Here is a 21189-nt window from a genome sequence, read left to right on the forward strand (position 1 = left end):
CGGCTACCGACCGATGACTTCGGCGGGCGGCGAGAGGTTCCGCCGGCCGCCGAAGGTGATCAGGAACAGGACGCCGATGCCGACGCCGTACGCTATCATCAGCGGGATCGTCGCGAGGAACATGGTGATCACGTCCGCGGGAGTGAACACCGCCGCGACCAGCAGGATCCCGACGGTGACCTCGCGCCAGCGACCACGGAAAGCGTCGTAGGGAACGCCCGCCTTGTTCAGGAGCACCATCGCAACGGGGATGTCCGCGAGGAAGCCGATTCCGACGGTGGTGAAGATGACGAGCCACATGAAATCGCTCACCTGATACGTGATGAGCATGTTCGCGCTCGCGGCGTCGGTGATCAGCCACCCGATTATCGCGGGGGCGATGTAGCTGTAGCCGAGCGCGAATCCGCCGACCAAGCCGGCAAACAGCGCGCCGGTCCAGACGTACACCTGTCGCGCTCGTCCGGCGACGAACCCGCGGTCCCGCAGCGCCGGCCACGCGTAGTAGAGTATCACGGGGAATACGGCGACGATGCCGAGGAGAATGGAGAACTTCACCATGAAGATCAGCGCCTCGACCGGGTGAAGCGTGATGATCTCTATCCCCCCGTCGACCGACTCCGGGACGCGAGATTCGAGGTCCGCCCGGACCGCTGCGAGCCCGCCGAGGTAGAGCCACGTGAACGCCAGCGTCATCACGCCGCCGAACACGGCGACGAGGCGGAACGACCGCGACCGCAACGAGCCGAGGATGAACTTGATATCGGTGTAGTACCCGCCGATGTCCTCCTCGGCGTCGTCGTCCTCCGCGAACTCCGAGAGGAACGTCGAAGAGGCCCGCGAGGACCGGTTTCCGATCGTCCCGAGGAGGCCGGCGTCGTCGGTGTCGTCGCCGGAACCGCCGGAGCCGCCGCTTCCGTCAGCTGTACCCTCCGCGTCCCCGTCCGCGTCGTCGGCTCCGTCGTCGCCCTCGTTCGCCTCGTCGAACCGGTCGAGGATCGCCTGTGCCTTCTCGGGATCGTCGTCGTCGATCGCGGCCTGCGCCCGGGAGAGCGACTCCTCCTCGCCCATCTCCTCGAACGGTTCGACGGGAGCCGCACGGATCCCGGCGGCGTCGAGTTCGTCGAGGTCGATCGCGGTCGGCTCGCCGTACTGGTATCCCGCGCTCGTGGCGTCGAGGTCGGTGTAGACGGCCCACAGGACCGCGAGGAGCCCGAACGCGAGCGCCCAGCCGATCGCGTAGACCGCGGCGGCCGTCACGGGGTCCACGCCGAGCCCCTCACCGGGCGCGAGAAAGCGCCAGTCGCTGCCGGCCCACCGGAGGAGGTCGTTAACGGCGGTTCGACCGCCGTACTCGTAAAAGGCGTACACGACTGCGCCGCCGAACACGGCCGCGGCGAGCACGACGTTCCAGTGGTTCCTGACCGCCGCGGGCACGTCGATCCGGTCGGAGCTCCGCTTCGTAGTGACGACGAGCTTCGCGAGATAGAGGCTGAAGCCGTACAGCGCGGTGAGCGGGAACGCCCACATCAGCTGGGTGAACGGGTCCGGCGGCGAGAAGAACGCGCCGAAGACGAAGATCGCGAGGACTGCGTACTTCCAGTTGTCGCGGAACGTCTCGTACTGGACGATCTCGGCATAGGAGAGGCCGGTGACCAACAGCGGCATCTGTCCCGCGAGCCCGAAGGAAAGCGAGAGGAAGACGATGAACTCCGTCCACATCACGATCCCGTAGGTCGGCTGGATCCCGGCTTCGAGACCGAAACTGGCCAAAAAGGAGAACATGATCGGGAAGAATCCGTAGATCCCGTAGGCGACGCCGACGGCGAACAACACCGTTCCGAGGAGACCGATGACCGCGAGTTTCCAGCGTGGAACGGGCGAGTCGGGCCACATCCCGCGACTCCGGAGCTCGTGGCGAGTCACGAACACGAGCGCCGGGATCGTGACGAGCGCACCGACGATCAGCCCGATCTTCGCCTGAAGGAGGATCACCTCGAAGGGGGTGGTGGCGATGACGTCGAGCTCCTCGGCGACGGCGGCGGACATGTTCGCCTCCGTGATGTCGTAGAGGAACTCCCAGACGTACACGCGGAGCGCCCAGAACGTGAGGAGGAAACCGATGAAGAAGACGACGAACACCTTTTGAAGGTCCTTCTGTATCGATCGAAGGAACGCCTTCGCCGAGTCGCGACCGTCCGCGAGCGACTGTTGGGTGTCCTCGTCGAGGGCACTCGCCATACGGCGACCGAGGGCCGTGGTCGTTATCAACCTTTTCGACCGTCGCCGCGTCCGGTGCGCCCACGGCGTTTCTCGGGTTCGAGGTGAGGGGGACGCTCGTCGCCATCCGAAAAGGCCTATAATCACCCGGTCGCGTAGATGAACTGAATGGACGACTCGGACCGGTCGCGTGGGGAGCCCTCAGATCCCGAGGGTGACCCGAACACCGCCGACGGGACGGTCGACAGCGACGACGCCGACGGGACGGTCGACAGCGACGACGCGAACGAGTCGGACACGGTCGAGACGGAGAGTTCGCCGGAGGTCGCTCCCGAGATCGATTCCGGAACCACGTCTACAGCGCAGGACGGTTCCGGCGACGCCGACGAGACGACCGACACCCTCGACGCACACGAGCCGGGAAGCGCCGAGAGCCTCGGGGACGGTGGTACTCCCGCCACGGTCGAGGACGCGGCCGGCGCGGCGACGGTCGAGGACGGCGACACCGGTGACGGGTCGACCGCGGACGACGAGGCGTTCGAGGGGATAGAGGGCCCCGAGACGGACGAGGAGATGCCGCTCGCGGCGCACATCGAGGAGATGATGCGACGGATCGCGGTCGTCTTCCTGCTCGGCGGGCTGGCGACGCTCGTCGTCGTGACGGAGTCGACGGCGCTCATCAACTACTTCTGGGACTACCACATCCCGGCACCGTTGGAGAACCGGCCGCGGCTGTACGCCCCGCTCGAACTCCCGCTCACACGATTGAAGGTGGCGGGGATCGCCGGCGTCGTCGTCGGCCTCCCGGCGTTCGTCTACCAGACGTACCGGTTCATGAAACCCGGGCTCTACGAGAACGAGCGCCGCTACTACCTCGCGGCCGTCCCCACGAGCCTCGTGCTCGGGGGGCTCGGGGTCGCGTTCGCACACTTTCTCGTGTTGCCCGCGATCTTCTCGTATTTCACGACGTACACCTCCGACGCGGCGACGATCGCCTTCGGGCTCGCGGAGACGTTCAACCTGATCGTGATCATGCTCGCGTTCATGGCGATCGTCTTTCAGATCCCACTGTTCATCATGCTCGCGATCATGATGAACCTCGTCACCCGAGTCTGGCTGGAGGACAAACGCCTCATCTTCTGGGGCGCGTTCCTCGGCATCGCGTTCCTGTTCAGCCCCGATCCGACCGGGATGGCCCCGATCATCGTCACGCTCACGATGATCGTCCTCTTCGAGGGGACGCTGGCTATCCTCCGCTGGACCGGAAACTGACGGTCGAAGCGCCGGAATGCGGGTCCGGTACGTCCACTACTCGGCTGCGAGCGACTCGTACACGTTCGCCGCGACGGTCGCGGACTCGAACGCCAGCTCCAACAGGCCGTTCCACTCCGCGTCGGTCAGCGCGGCCACCGTCTGCCCGTCGAGGTCGACGCGGCGGACCTCCTCGCCGTCGAGCGTCATCGACACGGCGAACGACGCCGGATCGTCCGCGGCGGCCGTGGCTTCGAGCCGCTCACGGAACGCCCCGTGACCGTCCGGCGACAGCGCCACGTACACGAGGTGCTCGTCGTCGGCCTCATCGCTCCCGTCGCGGTCGTCAGCGCCGTCACCGTCGTCGGGAGTCTGGACGTGATCGAGGTCCGCAGCATCGAAGAGAAACGGGTCGTCCTCATCGTTTCCGTCCTCATTTGCGCCACCACGGTCGCGTTCGTCACTGGCGACGAGCACTGCTTCGAAGGGCGCGTCGGGGTCGACGGGGGTGGCTCCGCCGGCTTCGCCGTCCGCGTCGTCCGCGTCGTCGGTCACGGCCGCCGCGCCGACGAACCCGACGACACCGAGGCCGCCGGCCACTCCGAGTCCGGCGAGCATGCCGCGTCGAGAGAGTTCCATACCCACGGTCCTGTGTCGGACAACTAAAACGTTACACGCCGATACTCGCGGCTGATAATCGTCGCGCGGCGCGGGAGCGTCCGCGCGTCACTCGCCGCCGAACGTGAGCGTCACTCGCCGCCGAACGTGAGCGTCACTCGCCGCCGAACGTGAGCGAGTCGCGAGTCGCGGTCTCGCCGAACAGCCAGTCGGCGTGCTCGACCGCGTACTCGCGGTGCTCCTCGGTGATGTACCCGAGCGCGTCCTCAACGACGACGGGTCGGTAGTCCCGGAGCCCGGCGCTACCGGCGGTGTGGAGCACACAAACGTTCGCGAGCGTCCCACAGATCAGGAGATCGTCGATCCCGCGAGCGTCGAGGTATCCTTCGAGATCGGTCCGGTAGAAGGCGTCGTAGGTGTGTTTCTCGACGACGTGATCCTCGCCACGCACGTCGAGCGCGTCGACCAGCTCCGCGTCCCACGACCCCTCGACGACGTGTTCGCCCCAGCGGTCGAACTCGTCGTAGTAGTGGGTGTCGTCGAACTGCTCGGGCGGATGAACGTCGCGGGTATATACAACGCGCGCACCGGCGTCGCGGGCGCGGTCGACGAGGTCGGCGACCGGATCGATCGCGGCCTCGCTCGGCTCGGCGTAGAGGCTCCCGTCGGGGTGACAGAACCCGTTTTGCATGTCCACGACGACCACCGCGGTGGCGTGCGGATCGTACGGCATGTCCCGTGGTTCGTCCGCCGATAAATAAAACGTACAGGGAGCACGGACAAACTACTTACCCGACGGCTCGTAAGCGGTCATATGCGACGGGTTCTCACCCTTTCGGTGGTGGTCGTCACGGTCGCCCTCCTCGCGATCGGCACCGGTGCCGCCGCCGTCGGAGGGGCCGCCGTCGGCGGCGAGGGCTCCGCGTCGACGAACTCGGTCGCGGAGACCGCGGCCGAATGCGAGACGACCGACGACAACGATCTGATCGGCTGTTGGAACGGGACCCACTACGGCGACGACTTCGATATCGATCAGGGCGACGGGCTGACCGAGCCGGAGCTCGAAGCGCTGACACACCGGAAGATGGCCCGAGTCGAACACCTCCGTGAACGTCCCTTCAAGGAGGAGGTGACGGTCGACACCATAACCCGCGAGGAGTTCCAGGCCGACCGAGCCGACGACGGCGAGCCGACGGACGCCGACCGCGAGTTCAACCGCTGGAACGATCAGGTGTGGAAGGCGCTGTTCGTCGTCGGCGAGGACGACTCCTCGGCCGAGGCGATCGACGCCGTGTTCGGCGGCGCGGTCGGTGGGTTCTACTCGCCGGCCGAGGAACGGGTCGTCATCGTCGTCGACGAGGGTGAGGCCCTCCAGATCGACGGGTCGACGTTGGTTCACGAGCTCGCCCACGCGATGCAGGACCAGTATCACGACCTCGGCGACCGGCGATACGTCGGTGACACCCAGGACGCCGACCTCGCCGTCGACGGGATCGTCGAGGGGGAGGTCGTCCACCTTGAGGAGCTGTACGACGAGCGATGTGAGGAGAACTGGACGTGTCTCGGCGAGCCCGACGAGGAGGCCGGTGGAGGTGCGGGCGACCTGAACTTCGGTATCCTACAGACCGTCCTCCAGCCCTACTCCGACGGCCCGTTCTACGCGGCGGAACTGGTAGAGGAGCGGGGCTGGGAGGCGGTCAACGACACGATGAACGAGCCGCCCGAGAGCACTTCGGAAGTGATCCACCGCGACCCCGACTACGAGACGACCGACGTCGAGTTCGAGGACACCGCGGAGGGCGACTGGGAGACGTACTCGAACCAGGGCGTCGACGGTGCGGAGACGACGGGCGAGGCGTCGATGTTCGTGATGTTCTGGTATCAAGCGTATCAAGCGGTTCAGGCGGGTGAGCCCTCCCCGACGTTCGATGCCAACACCCACTTGGCGACGGATGAGACTCTCGCGACCCGAAACGCGTACAACTACGCTCACTCCTCGACCGACGGCTGGGCGGGCGACGAGCTGTACCCCTACCGCAACGACGCCGGCGACGAAGAGCGCGACGGCTACGTCTGGGTGACGGAGTGGCAGACCGAGGCGGACGCGGAGGAGTTCCACGAGACGTACCTCCGGATGGTCGATCATCACGGTGCCGAACGCCTCGACGACGGCGTTCTCGACGTCGCTGACGGCGACTTCCGGGGCGCGTACGGCATCGAGCGCGACGACACGACCGTGACGATCGCTCACGCGCCCACCGCTGACGGCGTGTTCGACCTCCGTCCCGAACTCGATCCCGACGGTGTCGACGACGTAAACGGTGAGAACGCCGGTGACGGGCTTGGGAGCTCCGATCCGAACCTCGGCGACGGCAACGAGGGGGACGGCGAGGGGGACGACGAGTTCGCCGACGGTGAACCGTTCGACGGGGCCGTTCCGGGTCTCGGGGTCGTCGTCGGCCTCGTCTCGCTCGTCGGGGCCGCGCTCCTCGCTCGCCGCTCCCGATCGTAGCGGAAAGGGCGCGGGAACGATCGCTCGGCTCGTCGTCGACACGGATGACTTTTCGTGGCTGCCGGTCGAACCGATCGATATGACCGACTTCGAGTTCGACATCGTCGACGACGAGGCGATCCGCGGCGGCCGGGCGACGGACGCGTACTTCGACCGGACGACGGCTGCCTTGGAGCACGCCGGACGCAACCCCGAGGTCGTTGCCGAGGTGACCGCCGACCAGTTCCCGAACGGCGAGTTCGAGCTGTTCGCGGGACTGAACGACGCGGTCGCGCTGCTCGCCGGGCGTGGCCTCGACGTCCACGCGATCCCCGAGGGACGGTTGTTCGACGGCGGCCCGGTGATGCGGATCGAAGGGTCGTATCGGACGTTCGCTCGGCTGGAGACCTCGCTTCTGGGCTTTCTCTCACATGCCTCCGCGATCGCGACCGCCGCGCTCGACTGTCGAGTCACGGCACCCGACTCGCAGCTGCTCTCCTTCGGCGCGCGTCACGTCCATCCGTCGATGGCCGCCGCGGTGGAGCGGTCGGCGCTCGTCGCGGGATTCGACGGCTTCTCCCACGTCGCCGCCGGCGACCTGATCGACCGTGAGGCGTCGGGGACGATGCCGCACGCGCTCGCCATCTGTTTCGGTCGGGGGAACCAAGAGGCGGCGTGGCACGCCTTCGACGAGGCGGCCGGCCCCGACACGCCCCGGATCGCGCTGTGTGACACCTACACCGACGAGGTGGACGAGACGCTCAGGGCGGTCGAGACGCTCGGCGACCGGCTCGACGGGATCCGTCTCGACACGACCGGATCGCGCCGGGGCGATTTCGAGCACATCGTTCGCGAGGTCCGGTGGGAGCTCGACGCTCGGGGGCACGACGACCTCGACGTGTACGTCTCCGGCGGACTCGGTCCTGCCGACCTCCGTACGCTCCGCGATCACGTCGACGGGTTCGGCGTCGGCGGCCACGTCTCGAACGCCGACCCCGTCGACTTCGCGCTCGACATCGTCGAGGTCGACGGTGAGCCGGCGGCTAAACGCGGCAAACTCTCCGGAACGAAGCAGGCGTACCGCACGGCCGACGGCGCGCACGCGGTCGGGCTGGTCGACCGGGACGCTCCCGAGGGATCCGAACCCCTGTTGGAGCCCGTGATCCGCGACGGCGAGGTCATCGACGGGGGCGCGTTCTCGCTCACGGCGGCGGCGGAGCGGGCGCTCGCGGACGCGGAGCGGGTCGGATACGGGGGAAGGAACTGAGCGGCGGGATCGAGCCGAGAAAAAGCTACTGAGACCGTTCTTTTGGGCCGCTACAGCTCCTCAACTGCGCCGCCGTCGGGGCGCTCCCGGAACACCTGCCCCTCGATGAGCGTCACCATGGTGTCGTCCTCCTGCCAGGCGGTCGGCGATATCCTCGCCTTTCGGCAGGCTCGCGAGAGGAACTCCGCGCCGGACCAGCCGTTCTCGACGGGGACCGTCGGGTAGAGCCAGCCGTGGTCGTTGCCGCCGTCCACCGCGACGCCGTGGGTGCCGATCCGAAGGTCTTCGAGCGGATCGTTCGTCAGAACGGTGTTGGAGACGACGAACACGGAGACGGTGATGTTGTCGAGCTCCTTAGGCTCGACCTCGGAGCCACACGAGTCGTCGGAGGCCGCCTTGATCGCGGCCTCGACGATGGCGTGGCCGAGCTGATCGGAGGTCTCCCACGCGCCGGCACAGCCGCGCAGTCGCCCGCGTCCTCGGGTTGATTCGAGCCGGACGAACGCGCCGGTTCTTGCGTAAAACGCCTCACGCATGCTTCCGGGCTGTTCGCGTTGCCCGTTTCGAACGAACGACACGACCGCCTCGCGTGCGAGTTCGACCGCTCGTGCACCGTCGTCATACGACAGCTGAACGGTCTGTGCCTCGGACATACACATTTCTAACGGTGCTGACGACTTGAACGCTTCCCTTGGACGTGAAGATCCGTGATCGACCGAGTATCCTCGAATTCCGCCGTCTATTCGGGTGTCCGGCGGTTTCAGGACGTGAGAGAGCGTTCACGGCGTCGCGTGTGGGTTCGGTCCCGAAATCGACCCGCCACCGAACCCCTTATTTTCCGGCGTCGGCTACGGTCGAGCGGACAGAGGGAGCCCGACTCCCGTGCCGTTGGCATGAGGAAAGTCCCCCCACCGGCCGGACGGGCGACCGGGCACACGCTCGGAGTCGGAGACGGCTGGCTCTGGAACAGCAACGACACCCCCCACCTCGACCCGTGATTCGTGCGAACCGACCCGTAAGGGAAGGGAGCTAACCCGATGAGGTTCGACGGGTGGGAACGGATGGAACGGCGAATCCTCGCCGGTGCAAGTCCGCGGCCATTAGGTAGTCCGGCCACGGCCGCAGACGCTGAGCCGAATGTCGGGACGAACCGAAGGGGGCTTACTCCCCTCAGTCCGCTTATAAGGGCGACTGGCGAGTCCACGCGTCGGATCGTCGTCGTGGATCCCGTTCGAACATGAGACGATCGTCTCACCCCGTAGTCGGGATCCGTTCATCGGTGAGCGATGTCGGGAGTATATCGAGCATACTGAGACGGTGGTGTTTATAAGCGAGAGAGTGATGTTGCTGGCGGCGGTTTATAAGTGAATGACTCCGCGAGAAACAACTCACACGTTCCACCCACTCGTGTATAAGTCTGCGACTGCGGATCGATGGTGACGATCTCCAAAGCCCCAGCCGTGTGAGCGGCGTAGGCGTTCACGAGAGCTCCGCTCTCGTGAGCCAATCAGAACGCTGCGCGTTCTGATGATGACGCAAGCAGCGTGGCGCGGAGCGCCACGGGCAGCCGGCGGCGCCGCCGCCGGCGACACCGCAACGAGGGAACTTGCGACCGAGTGAGGAGCGCAGCGAGCGTACGCCGCTCACACGGCAGCGAGGCGCTCCGCGCCTCTGGCAGCCGGACGTAGTCCGGCGACTGCCCCTTTGAGTCCCACCCGGCACAGCAACCGCACCTCACGCCTCCCCAGCCTCGTCGGCGGCGCCGCCGCCGGCGACCTCGCGCGCGTTTCTCGCGCGCGCCACCGCCTCGTTCAGTTATAAGCAATAGTCGCTACCGCTCAAGTCTCTTTTAAACACGATCTCGTCGTCACCGATTTGGGAGATTTACTCCCGACATCAGTCAAAACTGGTCCGCATCGGTCGACCATCCGGATCGCTATTTATATGCCGAAGATCATCGCCGCGCCCTCCGCCAGTTCCTCGAACTCGTCGGCGTACGCCACGGCGACGTATAGGAGCGTGAAGATCACGGCGTTGTGGAGGCCGTGTAACAGCGCGGGGACGACGATGTTGTCGGTGTACTCGTACACCGCACCGAACACGAGACTGGGGAAGAAGAGGACAGCGATGGTCGTCAGCCGACCTTCCAGCCCGCCCGTCAGCGCGATCACGTGGACGGCGGCGAAGATCGCGGAGGCGATGGCGATCGCGGGGACCGCCGAGATCGACTCCCGAAGCCGACTCTGGACGATCCCACGGTACAGCACCTCCTCGGCCGGGCCGATCACGAGGAACGAGGCGGCGATCAGAAGCGGGATGATCGCCGGGTTCTGCATGGCGATCTCCGCGCTCTGGTTCGCCGCCGGCTCCGGCCCGAGCAGCTGGAGGATCGTGGAGATGACGACCACCATCACCAGTATCAACACCCAGCCGCCGACGACGAGCCCGATCTCCTTGAGGCTCGGCCGCCGGACTCCGAGATACGAGACGATCCCAGAGCGGTCGAACCCGCGGTGCCGCAGGTACCCGAACGCGACCCCACCGAACGCGACGTACTGGCCCAACAGCAGCGAGAGCCCCAGACTCACCGCGAGGGAGAGGCCGCCGATCGCCATTCCTACTCCGGAGACGACGAGACTGAACAGGAGGACGAACACGATCCCGAGCGTCCCGAGCCCGACCGCGACGCCGACCGCACGAAGCGGCGAGTCCGAGACGGTCCACGGGCTCGACGGATCCACGCCGGCCGATCCGGATCCGTCCGCCCCAGCGTCTCGGGCGTCCTCGGTCCCACCCCACCCGACGTCGTCCGACTCACGTCCGCCGTCCTCGGAGGGATCGCTCATTGTTCAGTGTAGGTGCCGTTCACTCAAAGGTCTGTTCGTCGGTTGGCGGTTTGCCGGTTCCCCTGTCGAGCGCACCGTCGCCAGCCGCCCTCATCGACGCGTTAGCTCGTACCACAACACGGCGGTCACCGCCCGTCCGTCCCGGAGCCCGTCGTCGACGACGGCTTCGAGCAGGTCGTCGTACGGAACGACGTCGACGGAGATCGATTCGTTGTGATCGAGGTCGCGCTCGGCGGTCGGCTTACAGCCCGTCGCGAGCACGTGGTGGTGGACGGCGTTCGCCATTCCGTTCGTCGGCTCGACGGTCGTCAGGCGCTCGAAGGACTCGGCCTCATAGCCGGTTTCCTCGGCGAGTTCGCGGGCGGCCGCCCGTTCGAGGTCGACTCCGTTTCCGTCCCCGTCCTCCGGCTCGATCGTTCCGGCCGGGATTCCGCGATTGGTCCGGCCGATCGCCTGTCGCCACTCGTCGATGACGACGACGTCGCCGTCGGGCGTCAACGGCAGCACCACGACCGCGGGCGGCTCGTCGACGTAGTGGAAGCCGTCGGTGTCGCCGTCCGGGAAGCGGACCTCGTCACGGCGCACGTCGAAGCCGGGACAGCGGTAATCAATTTCGGTACCGAGCGTCTCCCACGCCAGATCGTCCATACTTCCTCTCCGTGGGCAGCGACCTAAAAGCGCTGTCTCGTTCGAACAGTCCTGTCCGGCGGTGCCGCGCCCCGACGCGACTACGACCAGTCGCCGAGCGAGGCCTGTCCCTCGTCGTCCTGTTCCGCCGGATCCGGGGCGGGCTCATCGTCGTCGGTCCGCGGCTCCCCGCCGATCCAGTCGGTGATCTGCGCTCCCACGTCGTTGCGGCTCGCGGGGTGTTCCCTCCGCGTACCGCCTCTATCACCGTCCTCACCGGCCTCAAACCCGGCCAGCGTCGCCTGGTCGCTCTCGGCGAAATCGAGCTTCGAGACGCGGACACCGAGCTTCCGGACGCGGTCGTCGTCGAACTCATCGAGCAGGTCGAGTGCGACGGATTCGACCAGATCGGGATCGTCGACCGGGCCGGGGAGGCTCCGCGCCCGGGTGTTGACGTCGAACGGGGGCTCGACCGCCTTGATCCCGATGGTGCGGTAGAGACAGCCCCGCTCGCGGGCCCGGCGTGCCACGTCCGCGGCCAATGCCGCGACGGTCTCTCGCTTCTCCGCCTCGTCCGCGGTCGCCGGCAGCGACGACTCCCGTGAGAGGCTCTTGGGGAGTCCCCGCGGCGTGACCTCGCGGTCGTCCTCGCCGCGGGCGCGTCGCGAGAGCTCACGCCCGCGGTCGCCGAGTTCCGCCGCCAGCGTCTCCGGGTCTGCCGCCGCCACGTCGCCCGCGGTTTCGATCCCAAGATCCGCGAGCGCGCGCTCCGTCACTGGCCCGACGCCGTGAAGCGCCGCCGTCGGCAACGGCGCGAGGAACGACGCCACCGTTCCGGGCGGCACAACAACCAGCCCGTCGGGTTTATCGGCGTCGCTCGCGACCTTCGCGGCCGACATGTTCGGCGCGACGCCGACGCTGGCGGGCACGCCGGCCTCCCGCTCGATCCGTTCTTTGACGTGTCTGGCGTACCCCTCGGCGAGCGTTCGCGCCGCGGCGGGGCCGGCCGCGGTGCTCGGCGGGAGCCCGTCGACCGCCTCGGTCGTCGCCTCCGGTCCGGAACCCGTACCCGCGGCGTCCCACGCGGTTCGGTCGGTGACATCGAGGTACGCCTCGTCGATGCTCACCTCGCGGACGACGTCCGCGCAGTCGTGGAGAACATCCTTGACATCGCCCGCAACCTCCTTATAAAAATCGAGGTCGACGGGACGGTAGTAGCCGGTCTCGCCGACCTCCTCCCCGGCAGTCGCGTCGGCGGTCCCGCGTCTCGGGAGTCGTTCGAGCGCCTCGGAGATGGGCATCGCGCTCTCGACGCCGAACTCGCGGGCCTCGTAGCTCGCGGTCGCGACCGCGCCGACGGTGTCTCCGGGCTCGTAGCCCATCCCGACGACCAGTGGCTCTCCACGGAGTTCGGGGTCGCGCAGCCGCTCACAGGACGCGTAAAAGCAGTCCATGTCCACGTGGAACACGACCCGATCGGGCTCGTCAACCCCCTCCGTGTCGGTTCCGGGGAGCGTCCCGCCGTCCATCGGTCGCCGATCCGCGCTCCGCGCCCTTAAGAGCGCGCCACGCGCGGTGGAAGTGGACCTGCCAACGCGGTTCCGGTGTCGTCGACTCCGTCGAATGCTTATAGGTGATACGTCCCGATCCGATCCGTACGAACGTGGTGGCGACGGATATCGAGAGTGAATCGCTCAGATCGGCGGCGACGAGATCGTAATTAAAAACGGAACGAGCGGCGGCAGTGTACGTTTATACACGGCCGGTGCGGTCGGCGCGCCCCGGTGAGCGCCGCGGCGCGGCGCTCACCGCCGGCGCGAGGTCGCCGGCGCTCCGCGCCGGCTGCCAGAGAATCTTCGATTCTCGCTGGAGCCCGGAACGGCGCTTGTAAGCGCCGTTCCGGCGAGGTTGGGGAGGCGTGAGGTGCGGTGCGGCCGTGGGTCGGGGCGGGACTCAAAGGGGCAGTCGCGGGACTACGTCCGGCTGCCCGAGGCGCGGACCGCCTCGCTGCCGTGAGGCAGTCACAGATGTTCACGAGAGCGGAGCTCTCGTGAGCCAGTCAGGACGCGGCGCGTTCTGATGATGACGCAAGGACCGCAACGAGGGAGCGAAGTGACCGAGTGAGGACCGCAGCGAACGTGCGCCCGCCTCACGGCTGGGGCGTTGGAGGTCGTCACCGTCGATCCGTAGTCAACCCCTTATAAGCGATCGGCTGGGGCGTTGGAGGTATTCGCCACCGACCCGCCAGCAACGACGTATAAACAGCCGTCAGGACGCAACTCGCGCGTGACGACGGGCCACGTCGGTGCCGAGACGTCCCGTGTTCGGTGACGGCGGATCCACGTCTGATACTCGGGACGATACCGGTTTACCGCCTGATGTCGTACATCGACCATGAGCGAACGGATCGACGTGTTACACGTCGACGACGACCCCTCGGTACTGGATCTGGCCGAGGCGTACTTCGATCGCGAGTTGGAGTCCGTCTCGGTGACGACCGTGACGGAGCCAAGCGCGGCGCTGGACCGGCTTGCGGAATCGTCCTTCGACTGTCTCGTTAGCGACTACGATATGCCGGGCATGAACGGACTCGAGTTCTTCGAGGCGGTCCGCGAGGATCATCAACACGTCCCGTTCGTGCTGTACACCGGGAAGGGAAGCGAGGAGATCGCGAGCAGGGCGCTCAACGCGGGTGTCACCGGCTACTTCCAGAAAGGGGGTCCTGAACAGCTCCAACGGCTTGCCAACCGAGTCGAGCAGGCGGCCGACGAGTACCAGACCAAGCAGGCGGCGAACCGCTATTCGACGGTGCTTACGGCGCTCGGCTATCCCATCTACGTCGTCGACGAAACTGGGACCTTCGAGTACGTCAACGAGGCGTTCGCGGAGCTGACCGGCTACGACCGCGAGGAGATCATCGGTAGCAAGCCGGGACTGATGAAAGACCGGGACGCGGTCATCGAGGCGGAAAACCGACTCGGCACGATACTCTCGAGTGACGGCCCGGACGTCCAGCGGTTCCCTGTCGATATCCACCCGAAGGAGGGCGATCCGATCCCGTGTCGCGACCACATGGCCGTGTTGCCCTACGAGGGCGAGGAGTTCGAGGGCAGCGTCGGGATCCTCCGTGATGTCTCCGAGGAGGCGGCCCGACGTGACGAGTTGGAAACGAAACAGCGGGCCCTGGACGAGGCACCGGTAGGAATCACGATCACCGATCCGGAACAGCCGGACAACCCGATGACGTACGTCAACGACCGGTTCGTTGAGATGACCGGCTACGACCGCGAGGAGGCTGTCGGAGTCAACTGTCGGTTCCTCCAAGGACCCGAGACCGACGAAGCGGCGATCAGCGAGCTTCGGGACGCGATTGAAGCCGAGGAGTCGACCAGCGTCGAACTGCTGAACTATCGGAAAGACGGGACCCCGTTCTGGAACCGTGTCAGCGTCGCCCCGATCCGCGAGGACGATGACGGTCCTGCCACCGGCTGGGTCGGGTTCCAGGAGGATGTCACGGAATTTAAAGAGCGCGAGGAGGCACTTCGACGGCAGAACGAACGCCTCGACGAGTTCGCGGGGATCGTCTCTCACGACCTCCGGAACCCGCTCAACGTCGCTCAGGGGCGCGTCGACCTCGCTCGCACGGAGACCGGAAACGACCACCTCGACGCCGCAAGCGACGCGCTCGGTCGAATGGAGACTATCGTCGAGCACACGCTGGCGCTTGCGCGCGAGGGACGGAGCGTCGGAGAGACCGAACCGGTGTCCGTCGCCGAGGTCGCGACCGAGAGCTGGGAGGCGGTCGACACGGGTGACGCCGCTCTCGATATCACCGCCGAACGATCCGTCTCCGCGGATCCATCGAGACTTCGGAACCTCTTCGAGAACCTGATACACAACAGCATCGAACACGGGTCGACCGAGACCGCCCCCGAAACAGCCGCCGGCTCGCTCGACGGTTCGACCGTTTCGACGGAGTCCGCCCCCAGCGTCACCGTCCGGATCGGCGACCTCGAGGACGGGTTCTACCTCGCCGACGACGGCCCCGGGATCCCGGACGGGATACGCGACGGGCTGTTCGAGCCCGGAGAGAGCGGGGCGGAATCGGGAACCGGTTTCGGACTGGCGATCGTCAAGGAGATTGCCAACGCGCACGGCTGGACGGTTCACGCGACCGACTCCGAAACGGGTGGTGCGCGATTCGAGATCCGCGGCGTCGACAGACCTCGGCTCGCCATCGACTGAAGTATATAAGTCTCCGAGGAACGAACGACCGCCGTGCCCCGTGATCGCGTCCGCTGTGTCGAGTGCCGGGAACCGATCCCCGACGACACCCGCGTCTGCCCCCACTGTGATGCGGTACAGCCCTCCCCGCTCTTGGACGTCGCCACCGTCGTCGCCGGCGTGTTCGCGTTCGTCTTCGGCGCTATCCTCGCGTTGATGACGCTCGGAACCACCCGGCTTGCCGGCTTCATGCTTCTCGTCGTCGGGTTCGGGCTCGGGGTCGGCGGTTACACGCGCCATATCGACCGACGGGCCGGCCGTCGGGGCCGATGAATCGACGGCTCCGGAGGTCCAGCGGCCGGAGATCCGAGAGTTTCGTGGCGGGGTATCCGGGACTCCCGGATCCGCCCGCCCGACCCGCGTCGTGACCTTTTAAGACGGACCACCTCACACGTGACCGTATGGTAACACCACTCGACGCCGGAGTCGTCGTCGCCGGCCTCCTCCTCGCGTTCGTCGGCGCGGCGGTGTCCGTGTACGCCGTGACGCTGACCGGGTTCCTGATCGGTGCGGGTGCGGGATACCTGGCGGCTCCGAATCTGGTCGGACTGATCGCCGTCGACGGACTGATCCTCTCCGTCGCCGGCGTTGCTCTCGGAGGGCTTATCGGCGGGTTCCTCGCGTACGCGGGCCTCTCCGTCGCCGTCCTCGTCATCGGCGGGACGGTCGGCGGGTTCGTCGGGCGGTTCGCGGTCGGTCCGTGGTACGCGGCCGACGCGGCCGGACTCGAGGGCACCGCACTGCTCGTCGGCGCGACGCTCGCGGGGGTCGCCGTCGGCGCGCTGCTCGGCTTCGTGCTCACCCGGACGACGCTCGTGGTTTCGACCGCGTTCATCGGCGCGGCGCTCGGTTCCCGCTCGCTTACGCCCGAGGCGTTCTCGACCGCGGCCGAGGAGCTGGCGTTCGAGCCGATCCTCTTCGACCCGACTGCGATCCCGTTCCTCGCGGTGTTCGCGCTCGGCGTCCTCTCGCAGTTCGGGCTGTTCAAACTCGGCTACGTGACGAAACTCGTGGGGATCCTCCCCGGCGCGCGCCGCTGGACCGCGAGCGACGACGACGAGGGGACGCCGACATAAGACGGCCGACGCTCCCCTCCATCACACTTTCTCCCTATTCGTCGAGTGCGGTCTCCAGACGGTCGATCAGCGTCTCGTTGCCGACGTACAGCGGAACGCGGTCGTGAAGCCCGTCGGGGTCGACGTCGAGGATCGACCCCGTCCCGTCGGAGGACGCGCCACCCATTCTCTCGATGACGTACGCGATGGGGTTCGCCTCGAAGGAGAGTCGGAGCTTTCCGTCGGGCGCGTCGGTCAGGGCGGGGTACGCGAACACCCCGCCGTACGTCACCACTTGGTTCACGTCGCCGACCATCGAGCCGCCGTACCGGAGCTTGAGCTCGTCCTCGACCTCGCGGGCGTACTCCCGGAACGCGTCGGTCCAGTCAGGAACCCGCCCGCCGAAGCCGTACACGGTCGGCTCGTCCGGAAGGGTGAGGTCGTCGTCGACGACGGTTCTGGTGACGTCACCGGAGGCGGCACGCGTGACGACCTCCTCGCGGACCCCGGACTCGTCAGCGACGACCATCGTCGTGATCGGGCCCAACAGGGTGTAGCCGGCGGCGACGAGGTCGTGGCCGGTCGCCGGTAGCGACCCCTCGTAGACCCCGACGACGGTGCCCATCGCGTTGTTCGACCGGAGGTTCGAGGAACCGTCGAGCGGATCGACCGCGACGGAGTAGCCCTCGCCGGCGTCGGTTGCGTCCGGACGCTCCTCGCTGACGTACGCGCCGACGCCGTCGACCGCGGTCAGCGCCTCGCCGAGGAGCTCGTCGGCGTACATGTCGCCCGCCAACACGGTCTCGCCGGACGGATTCTCGTCGTCGCTCTCGACCCGCCGGCCGGGCAGGGCGTCACGGATCGCCGGGGCGGTCGCCGCGACTGCGTCGAACACCGCATCGACGACGGAGTCCGGCTCGCCCGCGGCTTCGTTCGTATCGTCGGGCATCGACTACTCGCCCGCCCCGGTTTCCGCCATCGCCTCCTCCGTCGTGGCACCCTCGAAAACGACGAGTTCCAGCGCGTCGAGGATCTCGATCGGGTTGTCACGCTGGAAGACGTTCCGGCCGACCGCGAGGCCCTTCGCGCCGGCGTCCATCGATCGCTCGACGGTTCGGAGGAACGACTCGTCGTTCGTCTTCGACCCGCCGGACATCACGACCTTCGTCCGACCGGACATCCGGACCGTCTCCGCCATCGCCTCCGGCGAGCCCGGATACTTTACCTTCGCGATGTCCGCGCCGAGTTCGTGGGCGATCCGCGCCGCGTACGCGATGGTCCGGTCGTCGGTCTCGTTTCGGACGCCCTGTCCGCGCGGGTACGCCCACATGACGACGCCCAGATCGTGTTTGCGGGACTCCTCCTGAACCTCCCGGAAGTCCTCGGCCATTCCGATCTCGTTGTTCGCGCCGCCGTACAGCGTGAAGCCGACCGCGTCGGCTCCGAGTCCCGCGGCGTACTCCGGCGTACAGTTGACCGGCGTGTCGGGTTCGCCCATCCAGAGGTTCGAGGTCCCGTTCGTCTTCAACAGCAACGACACGTCGTCGGCGTAGTCGGGGTAGTACGCCTCCGCGAGCCCCTTTTGAACGGCGATCGCCGTCACGGCGTCGTGCGTGGCCAGTTCGAACACGCGCTCGGGGTCCGCGGTCTCGGGGTTCGGATCGAAGTCGACCGGTCCGTGCTCCAAGCCGTGGTCGTACGCGAGGATCAGTGACTTTCCGTCTCGCGAGATCGCGTCGGTGGCGTGGGGAAGCATCGACTACTACTCCACTCACACGAGTAAAAAAGCGTGGGGTCGTTTCGTCCCGATCGTTCGTCGGTAACTGGCGCATCACGGACTGAAACCCCCGGACATGGAGTTCCTAATGGAAGATTGTTTACTATGAACATAGGTAATTCGTTCGGCACTCGGTTCGCAATACTTACCACCCGCGACCGGCCAGCAGTCGCCATGCTCGAGCTATCCGAAGTCGAGGTCGTCGGCGTGGTCGGCGCGGGGACGATGGGCGCGGGGATCGCTCAAGTCGCCGCGACCGCCGGCTACGACGTGGTGATGCGCGACATCGAGGCCGAGTACGTCGAGAACGGGCTCGACAGCATCGACTCCAGCCTCGGTCGACTCGACGCGAAGGACGCACTCCCGGCGGAGCCCGAGACGATCCGCGATCGGATCACGGGCACGACGGAGCTCGCGGAGCTCGCGGCCGCCGACGTCGTCGTCGAGGCCGCCGTCGAGGACATGGACAGTAAAAAAGGGATCTTCGCCGATCTGGATGCCGCCGTCAACGACGGGGTCGTCCTCGCGACCAACACGTCGACGCTATCGGTCACGGAGATAGCGAGCGCGACCGACCGCGCCGACAAGGTGATCGGGCTCCACTTCATGAACCCGGTCCCGGTGATGGACGGCGTGGAGGTCGTGGTGGGCGAGCGCACCAGCTCCGAGGTCGTCGACTTCGCTCACGCCTTCGCCGAGGACCTCGGCAAGGAGACGTGGGAGTCCGACGACAAGCCCGGCTTCGTCACCAACCGAATCCTGATGCCGTGGATCAACGAGGGCGTCCGCGCGTTCGACGAGGGCGTCGCCGACAAGGGGGACATCGACCGCGGGATGAAACTCGGCACCAACGTCCCCATGGGACCGCTCGAACTCGCGGACCACATCGGGCTCGACGTCGTGCTCAACGCCAGCGAGACGCTCCACGAGGAGCTCGGCGACCGGTATAAACCCGCCTACCTCGTCAAACGGAAGGTCGCGGCCGGGGATCTCGGGAAGAAGACCGGTGAAGGGTTTTATAAATACGACTGAGCCGGTCCACCCGCGTGGAGCCGCCGGGATCACGGCCACCGGGATCACGGCTGCCGGGAAACGTCTAAGCCGCTCGCCGCCCGCGTTCGGGTATGCAACCGATTTCGATTCTCGGTCCCGACGCGAGCGACCTCGCCGACGCCCTCATACCCCGTCTCGACGGCCGGGTCGCGGTCGTCCGCGCGGGCGACGACCCCGTCGCCGACGGAGGTACCGGTGTGAACACGGAACCCACCGTTGTAACCGACGACCGCCCCGAAACCGCCGTCTCGCTGTCGTCGGACGGCTCGTGGCGGGGTCGAGGAACGGTTGACGGACTCGACGACCTTCTCGACGGGTTGGCACCCGATCACGACTACCTCGTTGCGGTCGGACACGACCGGCTCCGGCTGCCGACCGTGCTCTTAGGCCCCGACGCCGACCCGGCAGACACCCCCGGCGACGTGGTCGCGACGGGGACGGCCGCGGACGACGTCGACCTCGACGCCCTCGTCGACGCGCTCGATGCCGCCGAGCCGTGGGTTACCCGTGAGACGCTCGTCGATCGGGTCGAGGCCTCGCCGCGCGCAGAGCGCTCGGGTGCCATCGCGACGTTCACGGGACGAGTCCGCGCCCGGGACGGCCCCGACGACGATCGAACCACCCACCTCGCGTTCGAGAAGTACGAGGGGGTCGCCCGCGAGCGCATGGACGCCATTAGCAACGAGTTAACCGACCGGGAGGGGGTGTTCGAGGTCGAGATGTACCACCGGACCGGGGTGATCGAGGCCGGTGAGGACATCGTGTTCGTCGTCGTGCTCGCCGGCCACCGCGTGGAGGCGTTCCGTGCCGTCGAAGACGGAATCGACCGGCTCAAAGACGAGGTGCCGATATTCAAAAAAGAGACCACGGAGTCCGAGGAGTTCTGGCTCCACCGCCCGAACGAGTGACGCGTCGGAATCCAGCCGGCGAGGACCACTGCTTCACGAGCGCGTTCCGCCCGTCCGCGAGCTTTTTTACCGCCCGTGAGCCCTTTTTAACCGTGCGTCGGTCGTCGTCTCCCCTCCGTCGAGCGCGCGCCCGGAGGGATCGCGTCGTCTCCCGCCGCGATCCCCGAGCGATCGTGTATTCGATCTGAAACGACCCGTCGCGGAGACTCAATCGCGCCGCCCGTCTCGGCACCGCTATTTAAGACCTCAAAAACTTCTATAAAATATCTAAGTGTTTCTAAGGTATTCATAAAACGTCCGTCAGACACGTTTTATCTTCGGGAGTTTCCGTAAACGGAACTGAAACTCCCTGAACGTCACCCAACGGTGTCGGCTTTATATGATGCTCTCTCCCCAAGCGTGAGGTGTACTATGAGCGCGAGCACCAACCCCTCCACGAACGCCGATGCGACCGACACCCGAAGCAAGGAAGAGCGACTGAGACGGTACCTGCTCGACCGCGCCGAGGACGGCGAGATGTACTTCAAAGGGAAGTTCATCTCCGAGGACGTCGACCTCTCGCCGAAGGAGATCGGCGCGCTGATGGTAAAGCTCCGCGACTCCGCCGCCGACCTCACCGTCGAGAAGTGGTCGTACACGGGTGCGACGACGTGGCGGGTCGAACCCGCATAATGGCGGGTCACCCGATCGTCGCTCGTACCGACTCCGACTGATCGCCCGCGATCCCGTCTCCCCGTTTCGCGCTTCGAAGCGCGTTCCCGCGTTCCCGTACCGTTCTTCGGCCCGCCTCCCGTA

General features: G+C 66.8%; 18 protein-coding genes and 1 other RNA gene. 10 read left to right on the top strand and 9 right to left on the bottom strand.

All coding sequences use genetic code 11. The features are described from left to right. Window positions 1-3: 3 nt before the first annotated feature. Entirely contained in the window at window positions 4-2238 is a 2235-nt protein-coding gene (gene tatC, locus J2751_RS06155; RefSeq protein WP_209484204.1) for a twin-arginine translocase subunit TatC, read from the bottom strand. A 147-nt stretch (window positions 2239-2385) separates the two neighbouring features. Between tatC and J2751_RS06160 the strand changes: the two genes are divergently transcribed. Continuing rightward, window positions 2386-3489, top strand: coding sequence for a twin-arginine translocase subunit TatC (locus J2751_RS06160; RefSeq protein WP_209484206.1), 1104 nt, complete (start codon window positions 2386-2388; stop codon window positions 3487-3489). A gap of 36 nt (window positions 3490-3525) precedes the next feature. Here J2751_RS06160 and J2751_RS06165 read toward each other — a convergent pair whose 3' ends face one another. Then, a complete protein-coding gene (locus J2751_RS06165) occupies window positions 3526-4107 on the bottom strand; it encodes a hypothetical protein (RefSeq protein WP_209484208.1) in 582 nt (193 codons plus the stop codon). 133 nt (window positions 4108-4240) lie between these two features. Further along, a complete protein-coding gene (locus tag J2751_RS06170) occupies window positions 4241-4819 on the bottom strand; it encodes a cysteine hydrolase family protein (RefSeq protein ID WP_209484210.1) in 579 nt (192 codons plus the stop codon). An 81-nt stretch (window positions 4820-4900) separates the two neighbouring features. On the opposite strand from J2751_RS06170, the gene J2751_RS06175 reads away from it, so the two are divergent. Together J2751_RS06175 and J2751_RS06180 are read left to right on the top strand one after the other, a co-directional pair. Continuing rightward, complete coding sequence (locus tag J2751_RS06175) at window positions 4901-6598, top strand: Hvo_1808 family surface protein (protein WP_209484212.1); 1698 nt, start codon at window positions 4901-4903, stop codon at window positions 6596-6598. A 79-nt stretch (window positions 6599-6677) separates the two neighbouring features. Then, window positions 6678-7844 (top strand): nicotinate phosphoribosyltransferase, encoded by a 1167-nt coding sequence (locus J2751_RS06180; RefSeq protein WP_209484213.1) that lies wholly within the window; start codon window positions 6678-6680, stop codon window positions 7842-7844. A gap of 50 nt (window positions 7845-7894) precedes the next feature. Here J2751_RS06180 and J2751_RS06185 read toward each other — a convergent pair whose 3' ends face one another. Next, entirely contained in the window at window positions 7895-8497 is a 603-nt protein-coding gene (locus J2751_RS06185; protein ID WP_209484215.1) for a TIGR00296 family protein, read from the bottom strand. Between the two features lie 208 nt (window positions 8498-8705). Between J2751_RS06185 and rnpB the strand changes: the two genes are divergently transcribed. Beyond that, an RNA gene (rnpB, locus tag J2751_RS06190) (RNase P RNA component) lies at window positions 8706-9020 on the top strand. 764 nt (window positions 9021-9784) lie between these two features. Here rnpB and J2751_RS06195 read toward each other — a convergent pair. The 3 genes from J2751_RS06195 to J2751_RS06205 all read right to left on the bottom strand — a co-directional run bounded on the left by J2751_RS06195 (window position 9785) and on the right by J2751_RS06205 (window position 12846). Next, window positions 9785-10690, bottom strand: a complete 906-nt coding sequence (locus J2751_RS06195; RefSeq protein ID WP_209484217.1) for a CPBP family intramembrane glutamic endopeptidase — start codon at window positions 10688-10690, stop codon at window positions 9785-9787. A gap of 90 nt (window positions 10691-10780) precedes the next feature. After that, window positions 10781-11338: an NUDIX hydrolase gene (locus J2751_RS06200; RefSeq protein ID WP_209484219.1), complete on the bottom strand. Its 558-nt coding sequence runs from the start codon at window positions 11336-11338 to the stop codon at window positions 10781-10783. A gap of 80 nt (window positions 11339-11418) precedes the next feature. After that, window positions 11419-12846, bottom strand: coding sequence for a DNA polymerase Y family protein (locus J2751_RS06205; protein WP_209484221.1), 1428 nt, complete (start codon window positions 12844-12846; stop codon window positions 11419-11421). Window positions 12847-13711: 865 nt separating this feature from the next. Here J2751_RS06205 and J2751_RS06210 point away from each other — a divergent pair. The 3 genes from J2751_RS06210 to J2751_RS06220 all read left to right on the top strand — a co-directional run bounded on the left by J2751_RS06210 (window position 13712) and on the right by J2751_RS06220 (window position 16677). After that, window positions 13712-15562 carry a PAS domain-containing protein gene (locus tag J2751_RS06210; protein ID WP_209484223.1) on the top strand — a complete coding sequence of 617 codons (1851 nt, stop codon included), beginning with the start codon at window positions 13712-13714 and terminating at the stop codon, window positions 15560-15562. A gap of 33 nt (window positions 15563-15595) precedes the next feature. Next, on the top strand, window positions 15596-15874 hold the full coding sequence (locus J2751_RS06215; RefSeq protein WP_209484224.1) for a zinc ribbon domain-containing protein: 279 nt from the start codon (window positions 15596-15598) through the stop codon (window positions 15872-15874). 128 nt (window positions 15875-16002) lie between these two features. Next, the gene (locus tag J2751_RS06220; protein ID WP_209484226.1) at window positions 16003-16677 is read left to right on the top strand and encodes a phosphate ABC transporter permease; all 675 of its coding nucleotides are present in this window, start codon (window positions 16003-16005) and stop codon (window positions 16675-16677) included. Between the two features lie 34 nt (window positions 16678-16711). Here J2751_RS06220 and J2751_RS06225 read toward each other — a convergent pair whose 3' ends face one another. Together J2751_RS06225 and J2751_RS06230 are read right to left on the bottom strand one after the other, a co-directional pair. Next, window positions 16712-17605 (bottom strand): class 1 fructose-bisphosphatase, encoded by an 894-nt coding sequence (locus J2751_RS06225; RefSeq protein ID WP_209484228.1) that lies wholly within the window; start codon window positions 17603-17605, stop codon window positions 16712-16714. Between the two features lie 3 nt (window positions 17606-17608). Next, a complete protein-coding gene (locus J2751_RS06230) occupies window positions 17609-18412 on the bottom strand; it encodes a class I fructose-bisphosphate aldolase (protein WP_209484230.1) in 804 nt (267 codons plus the stop codon). 195 nt (window positions 18413-18607) lie between these two features. Between J2751_RS06230 and J2751_RS06235 the strand changes: the two genes are divergently transcribed. The 3 genes from J2751_RS06235 to J2751_RS06245 all read left to right on the top strand — a co-directional run bounded on the left by J2751_RS06235 (window position 18608) and on the right by J2751_RS06245 (window position 21066). Then, window positions 18608-19465 carry a 3-hydroxyacyl-CoA dehydrogenase family protein gene (locus J2751_RS06235; RefSeq protein WP_209484232.1) on the top strand — a complete coding sequence of 286 codons (858 nt, stop codon included), beginning with the start codon at window positions 18608-18610 and terminating at the stop codon, window positions 19463-19465. Between the two features lie 92 nt (window positions 19466-19557). Further along, window positions 19558-20394: a molybdopterin synthase gene (locus tag J2751_RS06240; protein ID WP_209484234.1), complete on the top strand. Its 837-nt coding sequence runs from the start codon at window positions 19558-19560 to the stop codon at window positions 20392-20394. Between the two features lie 411 nt (window positions 20395-20805). Continuing rightward, a complete protein-coding gene (locus J2751_RS06245) occupies window positions 20806-21066 on the top strand; it encodes a DUF7123 family protein (RefSeq protein WP_209484236.1) in 261 nt (86 codons plus the stop codon). Window positions 21067-21189 lie beyond the last annotated feature (123 nt).

The sequence above is a fragment of the Halorubrum alkaliphilum genome (assembly GCF_017873815.1).
In the GTDB taxonomy this organism is placed as follows: domain Archaea; phylum Halobacteriota; class Halobacteria; order Halobacteriales; family Haloferacaceae; genus Halorubrum; species Halorubrum alkaliphilum.

Coding starts and splice junctions, on each gene's coding strand:
- J2751_RS06180 (WP_209484213.1), top strand. CDS start 6,678: ATGACCGACTTCGAGTTCGACATCGTCGACGACGAGGCGATCCGCGGC.
- tatC (WP_209484204.1), bottom strand. CDS start 2,238: ATGGCGAGTGCCCTCGACGAGGACACCCAACAGTCGCTCGCGGACGGT.
- J2751_RS06230 (WP_209484230.1), bottom strand. CDS start 18,412: ATGCTTCCCCACGCCACCGACGCGATCTCGCGAGACGGAAAGTCACTG.
- J2751_RS06235 (WP_209484232.1), top strand. CDS start 18,608: ATGCTCGAGCTATCCGAAGTCGAGGTCGTCGGCGTGGTCGGCGCGGGG.
- J2751_RS06220 (WP_209484226.1), top strand. CDS start 16,003: ATGGTAACACCACTCGACGCCGGAGTCGTCGTCGCCGGCCTCCTCCTC.
- J2751_RS06175 (WP_209484212.1), top strand. CDS start 4,901: ATGCGACGGGTTCTCACCCTTTCGGTGGTGGTCGTCACGGTCGCCCTC.
- J2751_RS06205 (WP_209484221.1), bottom strand. CDS start 12,846: ATGGACGGCGGGACGCTCCCCGGAACCGACACGGAGGGGGTTGACGAG.
- J2751_RS06210 (WP_209484223.1), top strand. CDS start 13,712: ATGAGCGAACGGATCGACGTGTTACACGTCGACGACGACCCCTCGGTA.
- J2751_RS06185 (WP_209484215.1), bottom strand. CDS start 8,497: ATGTCCGAGGCACAGACCGTTCAGCTGTCGTATGACGACGGTGCACGA.
- J2751_RS06170 (WP_209484210.1), bottom strand. CDS start 4,819: ATGCCGTACGATCCGCACGCCACCGCGGTGGTCGTCGTGGACATGCAA.
- J2751_RS06195 (WP_209484217.1), bottom strand. CDS start 10,690: ATGAGCGATCCCTCCGAGGACGGCGGACGTGAGTCGGACGACGTCGGG.
- J2751_RS06160 (WP_209484206.1), top strand. CDS start 2,386: ATGGACGACTCGGACCGGTCGCGTGGGGAGCCCTCAGATCCCGAGGGT.
- J2751_RS06200 (WP_209484219.1), bottom strand. CDS start 11,338: ATGGACGATCTGGCGTGGGAGACGCTCGGTACCGAAATTGATTACCGC.
- J2751_RS06245 (WP_209484236.1), top strand. CDS start 20,806: ATGAGCGCGAGCACCAACCCCTCCACGAACGCCGATGCGACCGACACC.
- J2751_RS06165 (WP_209484208.1), bottom strand. CDS start 4,107: ATGGAACTCTCTCGACGCGGCATGCTCGCCGGACTCGGAGTGGCCGGC.
- J2751_RS06240 (WP_209484234.1), top strand. CDS start 19,558: ATGCAACCGATTTCGATTCTCGGTCCCGACGCGAGCGACCTCGCCGAC.
- J2751_RS06225 (WP_209484228.1), bottom strand. CDS start 17,605: ATGCCCGACGATACGAACGAAGCCGCGGGCGAGCCGGACTCCGTCGTC.